This window comes from Streptomyces sp. NPDC004327, from assembly GCF_042873935.1.
Lineage (GTDB): Bacteria > Actinomycetota > Actinomycetes > Streptomycetales > Streptomycetaceae > Streptomyces.
The window spans coordinates 285148-309093 of the sequence record NZ_JBIAME010000008.1 but is presented as its reverse complement, the minus strand read 5'-3'; the positions used below and the strand labels follow the sequence as shown (position 1 = coordinate 309093).

Sequence of the window (23946 nt, the reverse complement as noted above, 5' to 3'; positions counted from 1 at the left end):
TGCCCTACCGCCGCGCTCGAATCTGCGCTAAATAGGCCCCATGCAATCAACAACGCGCATGAGAGTTGCAGTCGCAGGCACACTCCTCGGCCTGCTCGCCGTCTTCGCCGGACCCGGCAACCCCGTCGCCTCGGCCGCTCCCGCCGACACCACCGTCGGCGACGTGTCCGGCTTCGCCGCCGACGGAGCCGTCTACCGGCTGACCGCCGGCCGCGCCGAGGCCCGGGTCAGCTTCGTCTCCGACGAGACCTTCCGCATCGAACTCGCCCCCGACGGCAAGTTCACCGACCCGACCGGCCAGGACATCGTCCTGCCGCAGGGCCCGCCGCCCGCCACCCACTGGACCGACCGCGGCGACCGCTACGAGCTGAGCACCGACCGGGTCACCCTGCGCGCCTACAAGTCGCCGCTGCGCTTCGCCGCGCTCCGCGCCGACGGCACGCCCCTGTGGTCCGAGACCCAGGGCCTCACCTGGAACCAGGACCGCACCACCCAGACCCTGGCCCGCGGCGCCGACGAGCAGTTCTACGGCGCCGGCATGCAGAACGGACGCGGCAACACCTCGCACCGCGGCAAGACGGTCGAGGTCGGCGTCGACTACAACTGGAACGACGGCGGCCACCCCAACTCCGTCCCGTTCTACCTCTCCTCCGCCGGCTACGGCGTCTACCGCAACACCTACGCCCCGAACACCTACAGCTTCGGCGAGCCCGTCACCACCAGCGCCCGCGAACAGCGCTTCGACGCCTACTACTTCGCCGGCAGCGGCCGGGGCGCCCTCAAGGACGTCATAGGCCAGTACACGAAGCTCACCGGCAAGCCCTTCCTGCCGCCCGTCTACGGCCTGGAGATCGGCGACTCCGACTGCTACCTGCACAACGCCAACCGCGGCGAACGCCACACCCTCGACGCCCTCGAGGTGGCCGACGGCTACGTGCAGCACGACATGCCCAACGGCTGGATGCTCGTCAACGACGGCTACGGCTGCGGCTACGAGGACCTCGCCGAGACCGCCCAGGGCCTGAAGGCCCGCCAGGCCCAGCTCGGCCTGTGGACCGAGGACGGCATCGACAAGCTCGCCGACCAGGTGAAGGCCGGCCAGCGGGTCGCCAAGCTCGACGTCGCCTGGGTCGGCTCCGGCTACAAGTTCGCCCTCGACGGCTGCAAGGACGCCCACAAGGGCATCGAGGCCAACTCCGACGCCCGCGGCTTCACCTGGGCCCCCGAGAGCTGGTCCGGAGCCCAGCGCTGCGGCGTCCAGTGGTCCGGCGACCAGTCCGGCAGCTGGGAGTACATCCGCTGGCAGATCCCCACCTACGCCGGCGCCTCCATGTCCGGCCTCGCCTACACCACCGGCGACGTCGACGGCATCTTCGGCGGCAGCCCCAAGACGTACACCCGTGACCTGCAGTGGAAGATGTTCCTGCCGGTGACCATGACCATGGACGGCTGGGCCGCCATGGACAAGCAGCCGTTCCGCTACGGCGAGCCGTACACCTCGGTCAACCGCGCCTCGCTCAAGCTGCACGAGGCCCTGCTGCCGTACATCTACTCGTACGCCCACCAGGCCACCGAGACCGGCGTCGGCCTCGCCCGGCCGCTCGCCCTCGAGTACCCGGACGACCCGGTGGCCGCCTCGGACGCCGCCAAGTACGAGTTCCTCAGCGGCGAGGACTTCCTCGTGGCGCCCGTGTACAAGGACGCGGTGGAGCGCGACGGCATCTACCTGCCGAAGGGCACCTGGATCGACTACGCGAACGGGCGCACCTACGAAGGCCCCGTCACCCTCGACCACTACAGCGCCCCGCTCGACACCCTGCCGCTCTTCGTGCGCGCCGGGGCCGCCGTGCCCATGTGGCCCGGCGCCATCCGCTCGTACACCGACCGCAAGCCCGGCGACCCGATCGCCTGGGACGTCTACCCGCAGGGCCGGTCCTCCTTCGACCTGTACGAGGACGACGGCGTCACCCGCGCCCACCAGGGCGGCGCGTACGCCACCCAGCGCGCCGAGGTGCGCGCCCCGCAGCGCGGCGCCGGTGACGTCAGCGTGCGGATCGGCCCCAGCACCGGCGACTACGCCGGCAAGGCGGCCGCCCGTCCGTACCGCTTCACCGTGCACACCGGCGACAGCCCGAGCACGGTGCGCCTCGCCGACCGGACGCTGCCCCGCCTCGCCTCGAAGGCCGCCTTCGAGGCCGCCGGAGAGGGCTGGTGGTACGACCGCGACGACCGCGGCGGAGTCGTCCAGGTCAAGACGGGCGCGCAGCGCACCGACCGCGGCTTCACGCTCGAACTCGCCGACACCAGCGCCGTCGGCGGAGCCGTGCCCGGCGCCGCCGCCACCGTCACCGCCGCGAGCGGGCAGGAGCTGGGCGCGGGCGTGCCCGGCACCGTCGCCGTCGATGTCACCGCCGGCACCCGGGACGCCACCGACGTCCAGGTCGGCCTCACCGCCCCGGCCGGCTGGCAGGTCACCCCGGCCGCCCCGATCGACCGCCTCCCGGCCGGCACCACCCGGCGCGTCCAGCTCACCGTGACCCCCGCCGAGGACGCCGCCACCGGCGAGACCGTGCTCACCGCGGCCGTCCGGCACCGGGCCGCGGGCGTCGACCGCACCGCGCTCCAGCGGTTCGCGCTCGGCGTGATGCCCGAGCCGCCGACCGCGCCTGCCTGGGCGAGCGACCTGGTCTGGCTGAAGTCCACGAACGGCTGGGGACCGGCCGAACGCGACCGTTCCAACGGCGAGTCGGGCGCCACCGACGGCCACCCGCTCACCCTCGCCGGGCAGACCTACGCCAAGGGCATCGGTGCCCACGCCGACTCCGACATCGAGATCTACCTCGGCGGCCACTGCACCTCCTTCACCGCCGACGCGGGCATCGACGACGAGATCAACGGCTACGGCGACGTGGCCTTCTCCGTGGAGGCCGACGGCAAGGTGCTGTGGACCTCGCCCCGGGTCACCGGTGCCTCCGCCACCGTCCCCGTCGACGTCGACGTGACCGGCGCCCGCCACGTCCATCTGAAGATCACCGACACCAACGGCTCCAAGAGCGGCGACCACGGCGACTGGGCGGCCGCGCGTTTCAACTGCGCCTGACGGTCCCGATGTGATGGAGTGTCCGACGACCACCAGTTCGAGAGGACGCTCCATGCACAGTTCCATGCAACGTTCCTTCGCACGAAGAAGTCTCCTGGGAGCCGCCGCGGCCACCGGCGCGGCGGCTCTCCTCGGCTCACTCGGCGGCACGGCCCACGCGGCCGGCGCCGGGGACGGATGGCCCGAGTCCTTCCGGCTGCCGGACGGCTTCCAACCCGAGGGCATAGCCATCGGCCACAGCCCGTACGCCTACTTCGGCTCGCTCGGCAACGGCGACATCTACCAGGCGAGCCTGCGCACCGGCCGCGGCCGGCTGCTGTCGGCCGGCCCCGGCACCGAGAGCCACAGCGTCGGCCTGAAGATCGACCGCGCCGAACGGCGCCTCTTCATCGCGGGCGGCACCGCGATCCGCGTCGTCGACGCCCGCACCGGCGCCCTGGCGCACGACTACACGACCTTCGGCGGCCAGTTCGTCAACGACGTCATCCTCACCCCGGACGCCGCCTGGTTCACCGATTCCTACCAGCCGCTGCTCTACCGGCTCGCGCTCGACCGGGCCGGCGACCCCGTCGGCGCGCCCGTGGCCGTACCGCTCGGCGGCGACTGGACCCAGGGCGACTTCACCGCCAACGGCATCGCCCGCACCCCCGACGGCCGGGCCCTGCTCGTCGTCAACACCGTCGCCGGCGGCGGCACCCTGATGCGCGTGGACCCCGCCACCGGCACGGCGACCGCCGTCGACCTCGGCGCGCTGCGCATCCCCAACGGCGACGGGCTGCTGCTCCTCGGCCGCACCCTGTACATCGTTCAGCAGGTGGCCAACCAGGTCGACGTGGTCCGGCTGAACGCCGCCGGCACCCGCGGCACGGCCATCGCCCGCATCACCGACCCGCGCTTCCGCATCCCCACCACGGCCGCGGCCTGGGGCGGCCGGATCTATCTGCCGAACGCCCGCTTCGACATCGAGCCCACGCCGACCACCGACTACGACGTGGTCGCGATCGACCAGGTGTGACGGGGCGAAGGCCCGGCGGGCCGGCCGGCACGCGCTGAAGGGCCGGACGGGAGGGGCGGCCGCGCCACCCCTCCCGTACCGGTCACTCCGCGGAGCCCTCCGGCCCCTTGCCCTGCTCGCCCTCCGGCTCCGGTCCCGGCTCCGACCTGGGCTCCGGCTCCGGCTTGATCTCCGGTCCCGGCTTCGACTTGGGCCCCCGCTCCGACTTGGGCTCCGGCTTGATCTCCGGTCCCGGCTTCGACTTGGGCTCCCGCTCCGACTTGGGCTCCGGCTTGATCTCCGGTCCCGGTCCGGGATCCGGCTCCGGTCCCTGCTCCGGCTCGGGATCGGGCTCCGCGCCCGGAATCGCCTCGGGACCCGGCTGCTGGGGCTTCGGCGGGCGGGTCCGCTCGCCGCCCTCCGCCGTCACGCCGGGGCCCGGACCCGTGCCCGGGTCGCGCCGCCGCAGATAGCGCTCGAACTCGCGGGCGATGGCCTCGCCGGACGCCTCCGGCAGCTCCGCCGTGTCCCGCGCCTCCTCCAGCGTCTGCACGTACTCGGCGACCTCGCTGTCCTCGGCGGCCAGCTGGTCCACGCCGACCTGCCAGGCCCGCGCGTCCTCGGGCAGCTCGCCCAGCGGGATGCGCAGGTCGATCAGGTCCTCCAGACGGTTGAGGAGGGCCAGCGTCGCCTTCGGGTTCGGCGGCTGCGACACGTAGTGCGGGACCGCCGCCCACAGGCTCACCGCGGGCACCCCGGCGTGCGTGCAGGCTTCCTGCAGGATGCCGACGATGCCCGTCGGGCCCTCGTAGCGGGTCTCCTCCAGCTCCATCGTGCGGGCCAGATCGGGGTCGGAGGTGACGCCGCTGACCGGCACCGGACGGGTGTGCGGGGTGTCGCCGAGCAGCGCGCCCAGGATCACCACCATCTCCACGCCCAGCTCGTGCGCGAAGCCCAGGAGCTCGTTGCAGAACGAGCGCCAGCGCATCGAGGGCTCGATCCCGCGCACCAGCACCAGGTCGCGGGGCTTGTCGCCGCCGATCCGCACCACGGAGAGCCGGGTCGTCGGCCAGGTGATCTTCCGGACGCCGCCGTCCAGCCACACCGTGGGCCGGTTGACCTGGAAGTCGTAGTAGTCCTCGGCGTCGAGCGCCGCGAACACCTCGCCCTTCCACTCCCGGTCCAGATGGGCGACCGCGGCGGAGGCGGCGTCGCCGGCGTCGTTCCAGCCCTCGAACGCGGCCACCATGACCGGGTCGATCAGCTCGGGAACCCCCTCGAGCTCGATCACCCAGCGCCTCCTTCGTCGAAGTTCCTGTCGTACGGACCAACCTTATGCCTTGCGGGCGTCCCGCCCGCAGCCCTCGGACACGCCCGAGGGCCGCTTCGGTTGTGATCGACTACCCAGGAACTCCCGTCCGCACACGGGCGCGGCCCACTCCTCGGTCACTCCTCCCAGAGGGTGCTGGGCGCCTCCTTGCGCACCACCGGCGCGATCTCCTCGGCGAACCGCTCCAGGGTCTCGATCTGCTCGGCGGTGGACTGCCCGAAGGCGTCGACCGTGATGGACTGCAGGTCGTGTCCGTACACCTCGTGGTAGCCGAGGATCTTGTCGATGATCTGCTGCGGGGAGCCGATGAGCTGCGGGCCGCCCGCGATGGCCTCCTCGATGGTCCGGAACGGGGTGTTGTAGCCGGCCTTCCCCTCCAGGTGGGGGCGGAAGGTCTGGCGCACCCTCGCCTCGTACAGGTCCTTGTAACGGCTGACGGCCTGCTCGGCGGTGTCGGCGATGAGCAGCCCGCCGGAGCCCGCCGCCACCCGTGCCTCGCGCGGGTCGTGCCCGTACTCCTCGAACTTCTCGCGGTAGTGGGCGATGAGCCGCGCGTACGCCTCGCGGGGCTGGATGGCGTTGGCGGTGAACAGCGGATCGCCGTGCCGGGCGGCGAGCTCGGGGGAGTTGAGGCTGGTGGCCGAGCCGTGCCAGACGCGCGGCGGGCGGCCGCCGTACGGGCGGGGGACCGTGGTCACGTTCTTCAGAGCGGGCCGGAACTCGCCCTCCCAGTCGACGCCTTCCTCCGTCCACAGTCGGCGCAGCAGCTCGTACTTCTCCTTCTGCAGGTCCCACTGGCGCTCCTCGTCCAGGCCGAAGAGGTCGAAGTGGCCGGCCTCCGCGCCCTTGCCGACGACGAGTTCGAGCCGGCCCCGGGAGATCAGGCCGAGCGTGGCGTAGTCCTCGGCGACCCGGACCGGGTCGAGGATCGCGACGACGGTGACGCCGGTGAGCAGCCGGATGCGCGAGGTGCGGGCGGCCAGCGCGCCGAGCACCACCGAGGGGCTGGAGGAGAGGAAGGGGCCGGCGTGCCGCTCGCCGACGGAGTACGCGTCGTAGCCGAGCCGTTCGGCGGCCTCGCCGACCGCGAGGACCTCCTCGAGACGGTCCTCGGGCGAGGGCAGTTCGCCGGTGAGGGGGTGCGGGGCATGACCGATGAGGGAGAGCACCTGAAACTTCATGGTTCAACTCTGCGCGCGGAGTGTTGCGGTGGTGTGGCGGCCGTGTGTGCGGCCGCCCGGCGCGGACAGGCAGACACGGCCGGCACGCGCACACGCAGGCGCGCAGAGCGCAGGCACGGACTCGCAGACCCACGGACTCGCGGACCCGCGGACCCGCGGACCCGCGGGCACGCGTAAGGGGCGGTCTCCAGGGAGACCGCCCCTTACCTGTGGGGGGTGGGCCGGGTGCCGGGCGGGACTACTGGCGCAGCATGTCCTCGACCTTGCCGCGGATCTCGTCCGTGGCCAGGCCGCGGATCGTCAGCGTGGTGCGGCGGCGCAGCACGTCGTCCGCGGTCTCGGCCCACTCGTGGTCGCGCGCGTAGGCGACCTGGGCCCAGATCTCGGGCGCGTCCGGGTGGATGCGCTCGGCGAGCTCGGGGTTCTCGTTCGCCATCCGGGCGATGTCGAAGGAGAGCGAGCCGTAGTGCGTGGACAGGTGCTTGGCGGTGTCGGCGGCCATCCGCGGGCCGGGGGCCGGGCCGTCGACGAGCAGCCGGTGGGCGACCGCGTTGGGGTTGGCGATGCCCGGCAGCGGCAGCCGCTTCGGCAGCGTGGCGACCGGCTCGTAGTCGTCGCCGAGCGGGTGGCCCGGCAGCGACTCCAGCTTCTTCATGATCGTGCGGCCGATGTGGCGGAAGGTGGTCCACTTGCCGCCGGCCACCGACAGCATGCCGCCGCGGCCCTCGGTGACGACCGTCTCGCGCTTGGCCTTCGAGGTGTCGCCGGGACCGCCCGGCAGCACCCGCAGGCCCGCGAAGGCGTACGTGATGAGGGAACGGTCGAGCTGCTGGTCGCGGATGGAGAAGGCGGCCTCGTCCAGGATCTGGGCGATGTCCTTGTCGTTGACCGCGACCTCGCCCGGCTCGCCCTCGTACTCCTCGTCGGTGGTGCCGAGCAGGAGCATGTCCTCCCAGGGGAGGGCGAAGGTGATCCGGTACTTGTCGATCGGGGTGGCGAGCGCCGCCTTCCACGGGGCGGTGCGCTTGAGCACCAGGTGCGCGCCCTTGGACAGACGGATGGAGGGCGCCGCGTTGGGGTCCTCCATCTTCCGCAGGTGGTCGACCCACGGGCCGGTGGCGTTGAGCACCAGGCGGGCGCCGACCCCGAACTCGGCGCCGTCGAGACGGTCCCTGAGCTCGGCGCCGGTGACCCGGCCGCGGGTGAAGCGCAGGCCGGTGACCTCGGCGTGGTTGAGGACGACCGCGCCGGCGTCGACCGCCGCGCGGACCGTCATCAGGGCCATGCGGGCGTCGTTCATCTGGTCGTCGCCGTAGACGGCGACGGCCTTCAGGTTGTCGGTGCGCAGCTCCGGCACGTCCTGGGCGGCCTTGGCGGGGCTCAGCAGGTGGCCGACGCCGTCGCCGAAGGCGGACAGGGCGCTGTAGGCGAAGACGCCGGCGCCGAGCTTGGCCGCGCCGTGCGGGCCGCCCTTGTAGACGGGCAGGTAGAAGGTGAGCGGGTTGGACAGGTGGGGGGCCACCTGGCGGGAGACCGCGCGCCGCTCGAAGTGGTTCTCGGCGACGAGCTTGACCGCGCCGGTCTGCAGGTAGCGCAGACCGCCGTGGAGCAGCTTGGAGGAGGCGGAGGAGGTGGCGCCGGCGAAGTCGCCGGCGTCCACGAGGGCCACCCGCAGCCCGGACTGCGCGGCGTGCCAGGCGGTGGAGATGCCCAGGATGCCGCCGCCGATCACCAGGAGGTCGTACGTCGCCTTGGAAAGCTGCTCTCTGGTCTCGGCGCGGGTCGGAAGGGAACCGGCGGCCGGGTGCTTCCCCAGGGAGGGGAGGCTCTGCAGGGTGGTCATCGCGCGTTACTCCTCGTCAGTTCTCTTCTTCGTCGAGCCAGCCCATGGAGCGCTCCACGGCCTTGAGCCAGTTCTTGTACTCGCTGTCGCGCTTGTCGGCGTCCATGCGGGGGGTCCACTCGGCGGCCCGGCGCCAGTTGGCGCGCAGCGCGTCGGTGTCGGGCCAGAAGCCGACGGCCAGGCCGGCGGCGTAGGCCGCGCCGAGGCAGGTGGTCTCGGCGACCATCGGGCGCACGACGGGGGCGTCCAGGAAGTCGGAGAGGGTCTGCATCAGCAGGTTGTTGGAGGTCATGCCGCCGTCGACCTTGAGCGCGGTCAGCTCGACGCCGGAGTCCTTCGTCATGGCGTCGGTGATCTCGCGGGTCTGCCACGCGGTGGCCTCGAGGACGGCACGGGCGATGTGCGCCTTGGTGACGTACCGGGTGAGGCCGGCGATGACACCGCGGGCGTCGGAGCGCCAGTACGGGGCGAAGAGGCCGGAGAAGGCGGGCACGAAGTAGGTGCCGCCGTTGTCCTCGACGGAGGAGGCCAGGGTCTCGATCTCGGCGGCGGACTTGATGAGGCCCATCTGGTCGCGCATCCACTGGACGAGCGAGCCGGTGACGGCGATCGAGCCCTCCAGGGCGTAGACCGGCTTCTGGTCGCCGATCTGGTAGCCGACGGTGGTCAGCAGGCCGCTGTAGGAGTTGATGATCTTGTCGCCGGTGTTCATCAGCATGAACGTGCCGGTGCCGTACGTGGACTTGGCCTCGCCCTCGGCGAAGCAGGTCTGGCCGAACAGGGCGGCCTGCTGGTCGCCGAGCGCGGAGGCGACCGGGACGCCGTCGAGGAGACCGCCCTTGACCGCGCCGTAGACCTCGGCGGAGGAGCGGATCTCCGGCAGCAGCGCGGCCGGGATGTCCATGGAGGCGAGGATCCGCTCGTCCCAGGCCATCTCGTGCAGGTTCATCAGGAGGGTGCGGGAGGCGTTGGTGACGTCGGTGACGTGCACGCCGCCGTCGACGCCGCCGGTCAGGTTCCAGATGACCCAGGAGTCCATGGTGCCGAAGAGGATGTCGCCGCGCTCGGCGCGCTCGCGCAGGCCCTCGATGTTGTCGAGCAGCCAGCGGACCTTCGGGCCGGAGAAGTACGAGGCGAGCGGCAGGCCGGTCTCGCGGCGGAAGCGGTCCTGGCCGACGTTGCGGCCGAGCTCCTTGCACAGGGCGTCGGTGCGGGTGTCCTGCCAGACGAGCGCGTTGTGGACCGGCTCGCCGGTGTTCTTGTCCCACAGCAGCGTGGTCTCGCGCTGGTTGGTGATGCCGATGGCCTTGACGTCGGCGGCGGTGATGCCGGCCTTGGTCATGGCGCCGGCGACGACCTCCTGGACGTTGGTCCAGATCTCGATCGGGTCGTGCTCGACCCAGCCCGGCTTCGGGAAGATCTGCTCGTGCTCCTTCTGGTCGACGGAGACGATCCGGCCGTCCTTGTCGAAGACGATGCAGCGCGAGGAGGTCGTGCCCTGGTCGATGGCGGCGATGAACGGGCCGGTGGTGTGGGAGTCGGTCACTGTGTGCTCCAAGGGAGGTCTGGAAGAAGGACGGCTCAGGCGAACGCGATGTTGTAGATACCCGCGGCGATGGCGCCGCCGACCAGCGGGCCGACGACCGGGATCCAGGCGTAGCTCCAGTCGGAGCCGCCCTTGTTCGGCAGCGGGAGCAGGGCGTGCACGATGCGCGGGCCGAGGTCACGGGCCGGGTTGATGGCGTAGCCGGTCGGGCCGCCGAGCGAGAGGCCGATGGAGACGACGACGAACGCGGTGATCAGCGCGCCGAGGACGCCGAGGCCCTTGCCGCTGTCGTTGAGGCCCTGCGTGAGCACGGCGAGGACCAGCACGACGGTGCCGATGATCTCGGTGGCCAGGTTCTGCCAGGTGTTGCGGATCTCCGGGCCGGTCGAGAAGACGCCGAGCACCGGACCGGCGGCCGGGGCGGCCTTCTGGTCGACCATGCCCTCCTCGTGCGGCGTGGAGATGATCTCCCGGTCCGTGAGGTGGGCCTGGAACTGGCCGTAGTACGCGACCCAGACCAGCACCGCGCCGATCATGGCGCCGAGCAGCTGGCCGGCGAGGTAGACCGGAACGTTGCTCCAGTCGTTGTCCTTGATCGCTATCGCGATGGTGACGGCGGGGTTCAGATGGGCGCCGGAGAGGGAAGCGGTCATGTAGACCGCCGTCATGACGGCGAAGCCCCACCCGAACGCGATCGCGAGCCAGCCCGCACCCCGGGCCTTCGAGTTCTTGAGCGTCACGGCGGCGCAGACGCCGCCGCCGAGCAGGATGAGTACGGCGGTACCGATGGTCTCGCCGATGAAGATGTCGGAGCTGGACACCCGCGACTCCTTTGTCCTTCGTCCAGGGGAAGGCGAACCACGGGTCACTCCGATGGTTCGCGCCCTCGTGTGAGGGCGTTGCCGGCCCTTGGCACTGTCACACCTTAGCGCGTATTGCCGGTAGCTGTTCGACAATGCCGACCGATGAACGGAAGTTTTGCGCCAGGGTTAAGAGCACGTCAAGGGTGGTGAGCGCGAAAAACCCGCCGATAACGCGATCGTTACCGACGGGTTGAGATGTGTTCGGTGGTGCGGCGGCGCACGGCGCCGTACGGTGGCGGGCGCCCCCTCGAAAGCGGCGGGCGCCGCCTCAGAAGCGGCCGGCGCCCAGGTCCCGCGAGACCGCCCGGGCGCAGTCCCGTACCGCCGCCACCAGCTCGGAGCGCAGCTCGCCCCCGGCGCAGACCCGCTCCACCGCGCCCGTGATGGCCACCGCGCCCACCGGCATCCGGCGCCGGTCGTGGATCGGCGCCGCCACCGAGGCCACGCCCTCCCAGGTCTCCTCCACGTCGGCGGCCCAGCCGCGCGCCCGGGTCGTGTCGAGCAGCGTCTCGAAGTCCGTGAGGTCGGTGACCGTACGGGGCGTGAAGGCGTCCCGGTCCGCCTCCACCACCTCGCTGTGCGCCACCGGGTCGTAGGCCGAGAGCACCTTGCCCAGGGCCGTGGAGTGCAGCGGCTGCATGGCGCCGACCTCCAGGACCTGGCGGCTGTCGTCGGGCCGGAAGACGTGGTGGACGATCAGCACGCCCTGCTGGTGCAGCACGCCCAGGTGGACGCTCTCGCCGCTGGAGCGGGCCAGGTCGTCCGTCCACACCAGGGCCCGGGCCCGCAGCTCGTGCACGTCCAGATAGCTGTTGCCGAGCCGCAGCAGCTCCGCGCCCAGCTGGTAGCGGCCGGAGGCCGGGTCCTGCTCCACGAAGCCCTCTGCCTGCAGGGTGCGCAGGATGCCGTGCGCGGTGCCCTTGGCCAGACCGAGCGAGGAGGAGATGTCGGACAGGCCGAGCCGGCGCTCGCCGCCCGCGAGCAGTCGCAGCATCGCCGCCGCCCGTTCAAGCGACTGGATGTTCTTCGCCATCGCCCGGCCCTTTCTCACCACATGCTGTTCGACAATGCTGAACACTATCGGTCGATGCCGACCTTGTGTCACACCTGACAGTGTCGTCCAAGAACGGGCAGAACCGGGAGTCCCCGCACACAGGATGCCGTCCACCAGCTGGAACCCCATGTCCACCCCGGCGTCCCCATGGTTAGTCTGGGCCCGTGCACCCTCTGCCGAGCGTGCAAAGCCGACAGCCGTCGCATCCCAGGGAGCTTGATCCATGGCCTCGTCGCCGACCCCTTCCGCCGACCTCCGCATCCGAGCGGCAGCGCTCCGCGAAGCACTCGCCACCCGAGTCGTCGTCGCCGACGGCGCCATGGGCACCATGCTCCAGGCCCAGGACCCCACCCTCGAGGACTTCCAGCAGCTCGAAGGCTGCAACGAGATCCTCAACGTGACCCGGCCCGACATCGTCCGCTCGGTCCACGACGCCTACTTCTCCGCCGGCGTCGACTGCGTCGAGACCAACACCTTCGGCGCCAACTTCGCCGCCCTCGGCGAGTACGACATCCCCGAGCGCGTCCACGAGCTGTCCGAGGCCGGCGCCCGCATCGCCCGCGAGGTCGCCGACGAGTTCACCGCGCGCACCGGACAGCAGCGCTGGGTGCTCGGCTCGATCGGCCCCGGCACCAAGCTGCCCACCCTCGGCCACGCCGCCTACACCACGCTGCGCGACGCCTACCAGCAGAACGCCGAGGGCCTGATCGCCGGCGGCGCCGACGCCCTGCTCGTCGAGACCACCCAGGACCTGCTGCAGACCAAGGCGTCCGTCATCGGCGCCCGCCGCGCCCTCGAAGCCCTCGGCGCCGACGTGCCGCTGATCTGCTCCGTCACCGTCGAGACCACCGGCACCATGCTGCTCGGCTCCGAGATCGGCGCCGCCCTGACGGCCCTGGAGCCGCTCGGCATCGACATGATCGGCCTCAACTGCGCCACCGGCCCCGCCGAGATGAGCGAGCACCTGCGCTACCTGGCCCGCCACTCGCGCATCCCGCTGTCCTGCATGCCCAACGCCGGCCTGCCCGTGCTGACCTCCGACGGCGCCCACTACCCGCTCTCCCCGGCCGAGCTCGCCGACGCCCAGGAGACCTTCGTCCGCGAGTACGGCCTCTCCCTCGTCGGCGGCTGCTGCGGCACGACCCCCGAGCACCTGCGCCAGGTCGTCGAGCGGGTCCGCGACCTCACCCCGCAGGCCCGCGAGCCGCGCCCCGAGCCCGGCGCCGCCTCGCTCTACCAGACCGTGCCGTTCCGCCAGGACACCTCGTACCTGGCCATCGGCGAGCGCACCAACGCCAACGGCTCCAAGAAGTTCCGCGAGGCCATGCTGGAGGGCCGCTGGGACGACTGCGTCGAGATGGCCCGCGACCAGATCCGCGAGGGCGCGCACATGCTCGACCTCTGCGTCGACTACGTGGGCCGCGACGGCGTCGCCGACATGGACGAGCTCGCCGGCCGCTTCGCCACCGCCTCCACCCTGCCGATCGTCCTCGACTCCACCGAGGTCGAGGTCATCCGGGCCGGCCTGGAGAAGCTGGGCGGCCGCGCCGTCATCAACTCCGTCAACTACGAGGACGGCGACGGCCCCGAGTCCCGCTTCGCCAAGGTCACCCGGCTCGCCCAGGAGCACGGCGCCGCGCTGATCGCCCTCACCATCGACGAGGAGGGCCAGGCCCGTACCGTCGAGAAGAAGGTCGAGATCGCCGAACGGCTCATCGACGACCTCACCGGCAACTGGGGCATCCACGAGTCCGACATCCTGATCGACACCCTCACCTTCACCATCTGCACCGGCCAGGAGGAGTCCCGCAAGGACGGCATCGCCACGATCGAGGCGATCCGCGAGCTGAAGCGCCGTCACCCGGACGTCCAGACGACGCTCGGCCTGTCCAACATCTCCTTCGGCCTCAACCCGGCCGCCCGCATCCTGCTCAACTCGGTCTTCCTCGACGAGTGCGTCAAGGCGGGCCTGGACTCGGCGATCGTGCACGCGTCGAAGATCCTGCCGATCGCCCGCTTCGACGAGGAGCAGGTGCAGACGGCGCTCGACCTGATCTACGACCGGCGGGCCGAAGGCTACGACCCGCTGCAGAAGCTGATGGCCCTCTTCGAGGGCGCCACCGCCAAGTCCCTCAAGGCCGGCAAGGCCGAGGAGCTGGCCGCCCTGCCGCTGGGGGAGCGCCTCAAGCGGCGGATCATCGACGGCGAGAAGAACGGCCTGGAGGCGGACCTCGACGAGGCCCTGACCACCACGCCCGCCCTCGACATCGTCAACAACACGCTGCTCGACGGCATGAAGGTGGTCGGCGAGCTGTTCGGCTCCGGGCAGATGCAGCTGCCGTTCGTGCTCCAGTCCGCCGAGGTCATGAAGACCGCGGTGGCCTACCTCGAACCCCACATGGAGAAGTCGGACGCCGACGGCAAGGGCACCATCGTCCTCGCCACCGTCCGCGGCGACGTCCACGACATCGGCAAGAACCTCGTCGACATCATCCTCTCCAACAACGGCTACAACGTCGTCAACCTGGGCATCAAGCAGCCCGTCTCCGCGATCCTGGAGGCCGCCGAGGAGCACCGCGCCGACGTCATCGGCATGTCGGGCCTGCTGGTGAAGTCCACGGTGATCATGAAGGAGAACCTGGAGGAGCTGAACCAGCGCGAGCTGGCGGCCAAGTACCCGGTCATCCTCGGCGGTGCGGCCCTCACGCGCGCGTACGTCGAGCAGGACCTGCACGAGATCTACCAGGGCGAGGTCCGCTACGCCCGCGACGCCTTCGAGGGCCTGCGCCTGATGGACGCCCTCGTCGCCGTCAAGCGCGGCGTCCCCGGCGCCGCCCTGCCCGAGCTGAAGCAGCGCCGGGTCGCCAAGGGCGCCGCCACCCTCCAGGTCGACGAGCCGGAGCCGGGCGGCCGCTCGGACGTCGCCACCGACAACCCGGTGCCGGCCCCGCCGTTCTGGGGCACCCGCGTCGTCAAGGGCATCCCGCTCAAGGACTACGCCTCCTGGCTCGACGAGGGCGCGCTGTTCAAGGGCCAGTGGGGCCTCAAGCAGAACCGGGCCGGCGACGGCCCGTCGTACGAGGAGCTCGTCGAGACCGAGGGCCGGCCGCGGCTGCGCGGCTGGCTGGAGCGCCTGCACACGGAGAACCTGCTCGAAGCGGCCGTCGTGCACGGCTACTTCCCCTGCGTCTCCAAGGGCGACGACCTGATCATCCTCGACGACGCCGGCAACGAGCGCACCCGCTTCACCTTCCCGCGCCAGCGCCGCGGCCGCCGGCTGTGCCTCGCCGACTTCTTCCGCCCGGAGGAGTCCGGCGAGACCGACGTCGTCGGCCTCCAGGTCGTCACCGTCGGCTCGAAGATCGGCGAGGCCACGGCCAGGCTCTTCGAGTCCGACTCCTACCGCGACTACCTGGAGCTGCACGGCCTGTCCGTGCAGCTGGCCGAGGCCCTCGCCGAGTACTGGCACGCCCGGGTCCGCGCCGAGCTCGGCTTCGGCGGCGAGGACCCCGCGGACGTCGAGGACATGTTCGCGCTCAAGTACCGCGGCGCGCGCTTCTCGCTCGGCTACGGCGCCTGCCCCGATCTGGAGGACCGGGCGAAGATCGCCGAGCTGCTCCAGCCGGAGCGGATCGGCGTCCACCTCTCCGAGGAGTTCCAGCTCCACCCGGAGCAGTCCACGGACGCCATCGTGATCCACCACCCGGAGGCGAAGTACTTCAACGCCCGGTGACCGCCTGGCGACCGCTCGGTGACCGGCCGGCAACCGCCCGTCCACCGGCGCGGGCGTCGCCGGTGCGGGGGTAAATCCCTGCGTCTCGGGTGAAGCCGACGTACACTGGTTGGTCCAGTGCAGGCCGGTCGCCCACCCCCTTGCGGGGTGGGGGGCCGGCCTCTTCGTCCCTCCATGGAGGTGTGCCGGATGACCAGTACGGTCCCCGCGTCCCTGTTCCGTGCCAACGGCAGCTCCGCCCTGCAGGCGGTCTTCCTCGACATGGACGGCACCCTCGTCGACACCGAGGGATTCTGGTGGGACGCGGAAGTGGAGGTCTTCGCGGACCTCGGGCACCGCCTCGACGAGGCGTGGCGGGACGTCGTGGTCGGCGGCCCGATGACGCGCAGCGCCGGCTATCTCATCGAGTCCACCGGCGCGGACATCACCCTCGAAGAGCTCACCGTGCTGCTCAACGAGAAGTTCGAGCAGCGCATCGACCGCGGCGTGCCGCTGATGCCGGGCGCCGAGCGGCTGCTCGCCGAGCTCGCCCACCACAACATCCCGACCGCCCTGGTCTCCGCCTCGCACCGCCGGATCATCGACCGGGTGCTCGCCTCGCTCGGCCGCGACCGCTTCGCCCTGACCGTCGCGGGCGACGAGGTGTCCCGTACGAAGCCGCACCCCGAGCCGTATCTGACCGCCGCCCGGGGCGTCGGCGCCGAGCCGGCGCTGTGCGCGGTCGTCGAGGACACCGCGACCGGCGTCGCGGCGGCCGAGGCCGCCGGCTGCCGGGTGGTCGCGGTGCCGTCCGTCGCCCCCATCGCGCCCTCTGCGGGCCGCGTCGTGGTGCGCTCCCTCGAAGAGGTCGACGTGCCCTTCCTGCGCACGCTCATCGCCGGCCCGCACGGGATCTGAGCCGCCCTCCCGTGTCCGTCCGCGGGCCCGCGCGGAACGAACAGGCCATCCGCCGAAAAGAACCCTGCGTGACCTTGCTCACGCAGAGTGCCGATCGGTGGATGGCCTGTCTGCGTGCTCTGTCCGGAAACCGTGGTTTACACCCGGCCCAAGTGTCCCGTTTCGATCATTCGCGTACGAATCGTTCCCGTGGATGAGTATCGAACGCACCGTATTCATGACCGCTCCACGGTCAGCGACCGGACTCGCCCCGTCCGGCGGCAGCGGCGCCGCCCACTAGTCTTTCGCGAGTACTCCGCCGCACCATCCGAGTGCCCCGGCGAACACCCAAGTCGCCGCGTACACAGGACCGATCGCACCTCAGCACGGCCCGATCGCCCCGCCCCGACCGGGCGGCCGGCGGAGTGACCGAAGCCGCTGTACCACTGCCGGCCGTCACCCCGCGCCGGTGAAGGAGATCGTCCCTGATGAACCGCAAGACCCTGGTGCTGCCCCTCACGGCAGCCCTGCTCACGCCCCTGCTCGCCGGCTGCGGCGGCGACGGCAAGAGCAAGGCCATCGTCGTCGGCACCACGGACCAGTTCGTCGCCACCACGGACGCCCCCGCCCCGCTCGACCCCGCCTTCGCGTACGACACCGGCGCCTGGAACATCCTGCGCCAGACCGTCCAGACGCTGATGCACGTCCCGCGCGGCAGCGGCCAGCCTGTCCCGGAAGCCGCCCAGAGCTGCGCGTTCACCGACAAGGAGAGCGAGAGCTACCGCTGCGAGCTCCGCGAGGGCCTCACCTTCGCCGACGGCACCCCGATCACCGCCGAGGACGTCAAGTTCTCCATCGAGCGCGTCCTCGCGATCAAGTCCGACAACGGCACCGCCGCCCTCCTCGCCGACGTCGACACCGTCGAGACCAAGGGCGACCGCGAGGTGATCTTCCACCTGAAGGCGCCCGACGCGACCTTCCCGTACAAGATCTCCACCCCCGTCGCCGGCATCCTCAGCAAGGACAAGTACGACGCGAAGTCCCTGCGCAAGGGCTTCGAGGTCGACGGCTCCGGTCCGTACACCCTCAAGACCGAGACCGACGGCGACAAGGTGACGAAGTTCGTCTTCACCAAGAACGACCGGTACAAGGGCGACATCACCATGCGCAACGACAAGGTCGAGCTGCGCCCCTTCGACGATGCCGCGAGCATGGACAAGGCGCTGCGCGACGACGCCATCGACGTCGCCGGCCGCGCCATGTCGCAGGCGCAGATCAAGGAACACACCGAGAAGCCCGAGGACGGCATCAACCTCACCGAGGTGCCCGGCCTGGAGATCCGCTACCTCGGCTTCAACACCAAGGCCCCCGCCGTCGAGGACAAGGCCGTCCGGCAGGCCATGGCCTCCGTCATCGACCGCGGCGCCCTGGTCAGCAAGGTGTACGGCCCCACCGCCGAGCCGCTCTACTCGCTGATCCCGTCGAGCGTCACCGGCCACGCCACCTCGTTCATCGACACCTACGGCGAGCCCGACACCGCGAAGGCCGCCAAGATCCTGCGCGACGCCGGCGTGCCCACCCCGGTCAAGGTCACCCTGCACTACACGACCGACCACTACGGCTCCGAGACCGCCGAGGAGTTCGAGGCGCTGCGCGGCCAGCTCAACGCCAGCAAGCTCTTCGACGTCCAGGTCCAGGGCACCGAATGGGCCAAGTTCCGCCCGGCCCAGAAGCGCGGCGACTACGCCGTCTACGGCCTCGGCTGGTTCCCCGACTACCCGGACCCGGACAACTACGTCGCCCCGTTCCTCGACAGCGACAACTTCCTCAACACCCCCTACGTCAACCAGTCCGTCCGTGACCGGCTGATCCCGCAGTCGCGCCGCGAGGCCGACCGCACCGCCGCGACCCCCGTCTTCGAGCAGATCCAGAAGATCGTCGCCAAGGACGTGCCCGTCCTGCCGCTGTGGCAGGGCAAGCAGTACGTGGCCGCCCGCGACGACATCACCGGCGTCGAATGGTCGCTGAACACCTCCTCCGACCTGCTCCTGTGGGAGCTCGGCCGCGGCACCGCCTGACCCCTTCGTTCGTACCGGCCGCGCGACACCCCCGCGGCCGGCCTGGCAAGAGATCAAGAGGCAAGTTCTGTGAAGGCACACAACAAGTGGCTGACCGCCCCGCTCGCCGCGGGACTCGCGGCTACCCTGCTCAGCGGCTGCGGCACCGAGCAGGGCGGTGACGCCGGCGACGCCGGGGCCACCGTACGCGTCGGCATGTCGGACGAGATCCTGGCGACCGACCCCGCCGCCGGCTACGACCCCGGCTCGTGGCTGCTGTTCAACAACGTCTTCCAGTCCCTGCTCGCCTTCCCCAAGGGCGGCTCCGAGCCCGAGCCCGAGGCCGCCGACAAGTGCGGCTTCGACTCCGGCAGCACCGTCTACACCTGCACCCTGCGCGAAGGCCTCAAGTTCTCCAACGGCAACCCGCTCACCTCGGAGGACGTCAAGTTCTCCTTCGAGCGCGCGCTGAAGATCGACGACCCGTCCGGCCCGGCCCCGCTGCTGTCGTCCATCGACACCATCGAGACCCCCGACGCGAAGACCGTCGTCTTCAAGCTCAAGGTCGCGGACGCCACCTTCCCCAGCAAGATCGCCTCCGGAGCCGGCTCCATCGTCGACCACCGTGAGTACTCCGCCACCGAGCTGCGCACCGACGGCAAGGCCGTCGGCTCCGGCCCGTACAAGCTCGACTCGATCAGCGAGACCGAGGCCGACTTCTCCACCAACGGCAACTACCAGGGCAACGCCAAGCCCCGCAACGGCGGCGTCAGCCTCAAGCTCTACCGCGGCGACCGCGAGCGCCTCTCCAAGGCCCTGTCCGCCAACGAGATCGACGTCGCCTACCGTGGCCTGTCCTCCGACGACATCGCCACCCTCGAAGCGTCCACCAACGCCGACGACAAGGGCCTGGAGGTCGTCCAGGGCAGCAGCGCCGAGGTCCAGCACCTGGTCTTCAACATGAAGGACCCGGTCGCCGGCAAGCTCGGCGTCCGCAAGGCGATCGCCCACCTCGTCGACCGCGAGGCGCTCGTCCAGGGCGTCTACAAGTCGACCGCCACCCCGCTGTACTCGATCGTCCCGGCCGGCGTCGCGGGCCACAACACCGCCTTCTTCGACACCTACGGCAGCCCCGACAAGGAAGCCGCCAAGAAGGCCCTGCGCTCGGCCGGCATCAACGAGCCCGTCAAGATCACCCTCTGGTCCACGCCCAGCCGCTACGGCCCCGCCACCGACCAGGAACTCAAGGCGATAGCCCAGCAGCTCAACGCCAGCGGCCTCTTCCAGGCCGACGTCAAGTCGGTGGAATTCGGCCAGTACGAGAAGGACATCGCGGCCGGCAAGTACGGCGTCTACGTCAAGGGCTGGGTCCCCGACTACCCCGACGCCGACAACTTCACCGCCCCGTTCTTCGGCGACGGCAACGTCGTCGGCAACCACTACGAGAACGCCAAGATCACCGGCGACCTCATCCCGAAGACCGCCGCCTCCGCCGACCGCGGCGCCACCGCCGCCGACTTCGGCAAGGTCCAGGACATCGTCGCCGAGCAGCTGCCCATCCTGCCGCTGTGGCAGGGCAAGCAGTACGCCGTCGCCCGCGACAACGTCACCGGCCTCGAATGGACCCTCGACGCCTCGACCGTCTTCCGCTTCTGGGAGATCAAGAAGGCCTGATCTCCCTCCAGGTGGCCTGACCTGCACTTGCGCGGGTCTGGCCACCTACCTGCCCGCACCCGGTCCGCAGCCCGCCGAACACGGCGTGCATGACGGCCCGGGTGCGGTCTTTTCGGCCGGCCCCAGGTGCGCGTAGATCCGCAGCGTGATGAATACGCTGGCAGGCGTGAACGCGCCGTCGACCCCACGACTGACGCTGGACGCCGCCCGTGGCCTTCAGGGCATGCTCCGCACCGAGATCGAACCCGGGCTCACCGAGCGGGAGCTCGACGCGGTCGAGAGGCGGTTCGGCTTCACGTTCTCGGCCGACCACCGCGTCTTCCTCTCCGCCGGGCTCCCGCACGGCTCGTCGCGGTGGCCCGACTGGCGCGACGGCGATGCCGAGGACCTGGCCGGACGACTGGCGTGGCCGGTGGAGGGCGTGCTCTTCGACGTGGAGCACAACGGGTTCTGGCATCCTGCCTGGCCGTCGAGGCCGGCAGAGACATCCGAGGCACTGCGCGTCGCGAGGACCGAGCTGAAGAGCGTGCCGCAGCTGGTCCCTGTCTACGGACACCGCTACCTGCCCGGCACGGCGGGCGAGCACGGGCACCCCGTGCTGTCCGTCTGGCAGACCGACATCATCCTGTACGGGAACGACCTCGCCGACTACGTCCACCACGAATTCGCCAGCCGATCGAGCGGCCTCCTCGCTCACGCGACCGTCGACTTCTGGTCGTACTTCGTCGAGGGCGGTCCAGGCATCGATGTCTCTCTGCCCACGCCGTTCACGCCGTACGCCAGGAGCGCGCAGGAAGCCGTCGACTGCATCAGGATGCTGGCCCTGGAACGCCTGATCGGCCGTCGGCACCACCCGGAGCAGCTCATCGAAGCCGGCCTCACGGCGCTGGTTCTCGACGTCGAGACGGAGTCCCTCCCTCTCCTCGCCGGCCTGTCACGCTCCGAGCACGAGCAGGCCGACGCGCTGTTCGACCAAGTGCTGGACGAACTGGGCCTGCTCCAGGACCTCCCGGCCGACACCACCGACCTCGCCTGGGAAGTGGTTCGCTGGGAACTCGTCCGCTGGTGGCTCCGGCTGGTCGTGAACGGCAGCCTGGCCCCCGGCGCCGGCGGTGACCTGATCACGTACGAAGGGTGGGGCGCACTGGCCCGGCCGCAGACGCTCAGGCCGCTGGTCGACAAGACCGACGCCTACAACGACCGGGCGGCGATCCGACGCGGCGACCGTGGCCGGCTGGCGGGCTCGATCGTCGAAGAGGCCCGCCGCCTGCTCGATGGGCCTTGGCCGCCACAGGGGTGATCTCACCGGCGGCAGACGAGGATGCCGCCAAGGCAGGTGATCTCGTAGGCCCCGTGCCGGGCGATGTGGCCGGCCACCAGACGACGACCTCGACCCCCGCCACTTCTTCCGCGTACCCGGTCGCCTGATGACCGCACCGTCCGCCAGGAGCGTTCCCTCCCGATGACCGACCGCACCGCCCGCGTCCGCGAGCTCAACCTCTACCGCCAGTACTTCGAGCTCGTCGCCGCGGGCACCAAGACCATCGAGGTGCGGGTCAAGTACCCGCACCTCGCGGACCTCGCCACCGGCGACACCATCCGCTTCCGCATCAAGGGCACGGACGAGACCTGCGACGTGAAGGTCCTACGCGTCACCGAGTACCCCGACTTCGAGGCCCTCCTCGACGGCGAGGGCCCCTCCCACGTCAACCCGACCGCCACCCGCGACCAGCAACTCGCCAACATCCGCACGATCTACGGCCCCGAGAAGGAAGCCCTCGGTGCCCTGGCCATCGAGGTGAAGCTGACGCGCTGAAGTGGAAGGCTGACGCGCCCCACGGCCCCACGGCAAGGGCCCGGCACGCGGACAGCGCGCCGGGCCCTCGCCGTGAACCGGTGACGAGGTCACTGGGCGCCGGGGCGCACCAGGCCGCTCTCGTACGCGTACACCGCCGCCTGTACCCGGTCGCGCAGACCCAGCTTCGTCAGTACGTGGCCCACATGCGTCTTCACCGTCGTCTCGGAGACGAACAGGTCCGCCGCGATCTCCGCGTTCGACAGACCGCGCGCCACCAGCTTCAACACCTCGACCTCGCGGTCCGTCAGCGTGTTCAGCGTGTCCGGGACCTGCTCCTCGCCCGACGGCAGGTGCGCCGAGTACTTGTCCAGCAGCCGGCGCGTGATCGACGGGGCCAGCATCGCCTCGCCCGCCGCCACCACCCGGATCGCCTGGACGAGCTCCGTCGCCGGCGCGTCCTTCAGCAGGAAGCCGCTCGCCCCCGCCTTCAGCGCCTCCACCACGTACTCGTCCAGATCGAACGTCGTCAGCACCAGCACCTTCGCCGGACCGTCCCGGCCCGGACCCGTGATCTGGCGCGTCGCCTCCACACCGTCCATCCGCGGCATCCGGATGTCCATCAGCACCACATCCGGCTGCAGCGCCCGCACCTGGTCGAGCGCCTGCAGACCGTCACCGGCCTCACCCACCACCGCGATGTCCCCCTCCGCCTCCAGAATCATCCGGAAACCGGTACGCAGCAGCGGCTGGTCGTCGACCAGCAGGACGCGGATAGCCACGGACAACTCCTTCACGGGCCGAGGCGGCCCAGGGGCTTTAGACAGCGGGCGGAACGGGACCCATTCTGCCCTGCCCGCTTTCACCCGACTCCGCCGGGCGCGCGGGCACCACCGGCAGCGGATACACCGGGGGAGTGCCCCCGAACTCCGGACACACCGCCCGGTGATCGCACCAGCCGCACAGCTTCGTCGGCCGCGGCCGCCAGTCACCCGTCTCCGTCGCCAGCCGGATCGCCTCCCACAGCGCGAGGAGCTTGCGCTCCACCCGCAGCAGATCCGCCTCCACCGGGTCGTACGTCAGCACGTCCCCACTGCCCAGATACACCAGCTGCAGCCGGCGCGGCACCACGTTCCTCAGCCGCCACACCACCAGCGCGTAGAACTTCATCTGGAACAGCGCGCCCTCGCTGTACTCCGGCCGCGGCGCCTTGCCCGTCTTGTAGTCGACGATCCGCACCTCGCCCGTCGGCGCCACGTCGACCCGGTCGATCACCCCGCGCAGCCGCAGCCCCGAATCCAGCTCCGTCTCCACGAACATCTCGCGCTCCGCCGGCTCCAGACGCGTCGGATCCTCCAGCGTGAACCACCGCTCGACCAGCGACTCCGCCTCCGACAGCCACTGCGCCAGACGCTCGCCCGCCGGATCCTCCGCGAACAGCTCGCCCAGCTCCGGACGCGACTCCAGCAACCGGTCCCACTGCCCCGGGATCAGCGACTTCGCCCGCGGCGCCGTCCGCTCCACCGCCGGCGCGTCGAACAGCCGCTCCAGCACCGCGTGCACCAGCGTGCCCCGCGTCGCCGCAGCGCTCGGCTTCTCCGGCAGCCGGTCGATCACCCGGAACCGGTACAGCAGCGGACACTGCATGAAGTCGCTCGCCCGCGACGGCGACAACGACGTGGGCGTCCGGGCCGCCGAAGGCTCCACGGGCGGCTGCTCGCTCGTACTCATGACGAAGACACTACGGCCCCCCACTGACAGCCCGGGCCCGTCCGACCCTGATCCGCTGACCGGGCACGCGCGGAATACCATCGACTCAGGACCCGTCGCACTGCATCATCGACATGATCGAACCGTGACCACGTGACGCGGGCCGAGCAGCTCGGCGACGAAAGGAACC

The 23946-nt window shown here is 71.0% G+C and carries 16 protein-coding genes; 8 read left to right on the top strand and 8 right to left on the bottom strand.

Features of this window, described 5'->3' with window-relative positions:
- The first annotated feature begins 40 nt into the window (after nt 1-40).
- Together ACFYU9_RS27505 and ACFYU9_RS27500 are read left to right on the top strand one after the other, a co-directional pair.
- Nucleotides 41-3100 (top strand): NPCBM/NEW2 domain-containing protein, encoded by a 3060-nt coding sequence (locus ACFYU9_RS27505; protein WP_389346377.1) that lies wholly within the window; start codon nt 41-43, stop codon nt 3098-3100.
- 64 nt (nt 3101-3164) lie between these two features.
- Nucleotides 3165-4115, top strand: coding sequence for an SMP-30/gluconolactonase/LRE family protein (locus tag ACFYU9_RS27500; protein ID WP_389346375.1), 951 nt, complete (start codon nt 3165-3167; stop codon nt 4113-4115).
- Between the two features lie 82 nt (nt 4116-4197).
- Here ACFYU9_RS27500 and ACFYU9_RS27495 read toward each other — a convergent pair whose 3' ends face one another.
- The 6 genes from ACFYU9_RS27495 to ACFYU9_RS27470 all read right to left on the bottom strand — a co-directional run bounded on the left by ACFYU9_RS27495 (nt 4198) and on the right by ACFYU9_RS27470 (nt 11890).
- Nucleotides 4198-5385, bottom strand: coding sequence for a PAC2 family protein (locus ACFYU9_RS27495; RefSeq protein ID WP_389346373.1), 1188 nt, complete (start codon nt 5383-5385; stop codon nt 4198-4200).
- A 155-nt stretch (nt 5386-5540) separates the two neighbouring features.
- Nucleotides 5541-6605 (bottom strand): LLM class flavin-dependent oxidoreductase, encoded by a 1065-nt coding sequence (locus ACFYU9_RS27490; RefSeq protein WP_389212630.1) that lies wholly within the window; start codon nt 6603-6605, stop codon nt 5541-5543.
- Between the two features lie 238 nt (nt 6606-6843).
- On the bottom strand, nt 6844-8448 hold the full coding sequence (locus ACFYU9_RS27485; RefSeq protein ID WP_389212632.1) for an FAD-dependent oxidoreductase: 1605 nt from the start codon (nt 8446-8448) through the stop codon (nt 6844-6846).
- Between the two features lie 16 nt (nt 8449-8464).
- The gene (gene glpK, locus ACFYU9_RS27480; protein ID WP_389212633.1) at nt 8465-9994 is read right to left on the bottom strand and encodes a glycerol kinase GlpK; all 1530 of its coding nucleotides are present in this window, start codon (nt 9992-9994) and stop codon (nt 8465-8467) included.
- Nucleotides 9995-10029: 35 nt separating this feature from the next.
- A complete protein-coding gene (locus ACFYU9_RS27475) occupies nt 10030-10815 on the bottom strand; it encodes an MIP/aquaporin family protein (protein WP_389212635.1) in 786 nt (261 codons plus the stop codon).
- 310 nt (nt 10816-11125) lie between these two features.
- Nucleotides 11126-11890 carry an IclR family transcriptional regulator gene (locus ACFYU9_RS27470; RefSeq protein ID WP_389346371.1) on the bottom strand — a complete coding sequence of 255 codons (765 nt, stop codon included), beginning with the start codon at nt 11888-11890 and terminating at the stop codon, nt 11126-11128.
- A gap of 244 nt (nt 11891-12134) precedes the next feature.
- Between ACFYU9_RS27470 and metH the strand changes: the two genes are divergently transcribed.
- The 6 genes from metH to ACFYU9_RS27440 all read left to right on the top strand — a co-directional run bounded on the left by metH (nt 12135) and on the right by ACFYU9_RS27440 (nt 22067).
- Entirely contained in the window at nt 12135-15644 is a 3510-nt protein-coding gene (gene metH, locus ACFYU9_RS27465) for a methionine synthase (protein WP_389346369.1), read from the top strand.
- 189 nt (nt 15645-15833) lie between these two features.
- Nucleotides 15834-16541: an HAD family hydrolase gene (locus tag ACFYU9_RS27460; RefSeq protein ID WP_389212641.1), complete on the top strand. Its 708-nt coding sequence runs from the start codon at nt 15834-15836 to the stop codon at nt 16539-16541.
- A gap of 467 nt (nt 16542-17008) precedes the next feature.
- Complete coding sequence (locus ACFYU9_RS27455) at nt 17009-18598, top strand: ABC transporter substrate-binding protein (RefSeq protein WP_389212642.1); 1590 nt, start codon at nt 17009-17011, stop codon at nt 18596-18598.
- A 69-nt stretch (nt 18599-18667) separates the two neighbouring features.
- Nucleotides 18668-20251, top strand: a complete 1584-nt coding sequence (locus tag ACFYU9_RS27450; protein ID WP_389346367.1) for an ABC transporter substrate-binding protein — start codon at nt 18668-18670, stop codon at nt 20249-20251.
- A gap of 166 nt (nt 20252-20417) precedes the next feature.
- The gene (locus ACFYU9_RS27445) at nt 20418-21551 is read left to right on the top strand and encodes a hypothetical protein (protein WP_389212645.1); all 1134 of its coding nucleotides are present in this window, start codon (nt 20418-20420) and stop codon (nt 21549-21551) included.
- Between the two features lie 162 nt (nt 21552-21713).
- Nucleotides 21714-22067 (top strand): ASCH domain-containing protein, encoded by a 354-nt coding sequence (locus ACFYU9_RS27440; RefSeq protein ID WP_389212647.1) that lies wholly within the window; start codon nt 21714-21716, stop codon nt 22065-22067.
- Between the two features lie 89 nt (nt 22068-22156).
- Here ACFYU9_RS27440 and ACFYU9_RS27435 read toward each other — a convergent pair whose 3' ends face one another.
- Complete coding sequence (locus tag ACFYU9_RS27435) at nt 22157-22828, bottom strand: response regulator (protein WP_389212649.1); 672 nt, start codon at nt 22826-22828, stop codon at nt 22157-22159.
- 37 nt (nt 22829-22865) lie between these two features.
- A complete protein-coding gene (locus ACFYU9_RS27430) occupies nt 22866-23777 on the bottom strand; it encodes a RecB family exonuclease (protein ID WP_389346365.1) in 912 nt (303 codons plus the stop codon).
- Nucleotides 23778-23946 lie beyond the last annotated feature (169 nt).

Excerpts from the sequence above, each read along its gene's own strand:
- ACFYU9_RS27505 (WP_389346377.1), top strand. The coding sequence starts at position 41 with ATGCAATCAACAACGCGCATGAGAGTTGCAGTCGCAGGCACACTCCTC.
- ACFYU9_RS27500 (WP_389346375.1), top strand. The coding sequence starts at position 3,165 with ATGCAACGTTCCTTCGCACGAAGAAGTCTCCTGGGAGCCGCCGCGGCC.
- ACFYU9_RS27490 (WP_389212630.1), bottom strand. The coding sequence starts at position 6,605 with ATGAAGTTTCAGGTGCTCTCCCTCATCGGTCATGCCCCGCACCCCCTC.
- ACFYU9_RS27485 (WP_389212632.1), bottom strand. The coding sequence starts at position 8,448 with ATGACCACCCTGCAGAGCCTCCCCTCCCTGGGGAAGCACCCGGCCGCC.
- ACFYU9_RS27470 (WP_389346371.1), bottom strand. The coding sequence starts at position 11,890 with ATGGCGAAGAACATCCAGTCGCTTGAACGGGCGGCGGCGATGCTGCGA.
- metH (WP_389346369.1), top strand. The coding sequence starts at position 12,135 with ATGGCCTCGTCGCCGACCCCTTCCGCCGACCTCCGCATCCGAGCGGCA.
- ACFYU9_RS27460 (WP_389212641.1), top strand. The coding sequence starts at position 15,834 with ATGACCAGTACGGTCCCCGCGTCCCTGTTCCGTGCCAACGGCAGCTCC.
- ACFYU9_RS27455 (WP_389212642.1), top strand. The coding sequence starts at position 17,009 with ATGAACCGCAAGACCCTGGTGCTGCCCCTCACGGCAGCCCTGCTCACG.
- ACFYU9_RS27440 (WP_389212647.1), top strand. The coding sequence starts at position 21,714 with ATGACCGACCGCACCGCCCGCGTCCGCGAGCTCAACCTCTACCGCCAG.
- ACFYU9_RS27430 (WP_389346365.1), bottom strand. The coding sequence starts at position 23,777 with ATGAGTACGAGCGAGCAGCCGCCCGTGGAGCCTTCGGCGGCCCGGACG.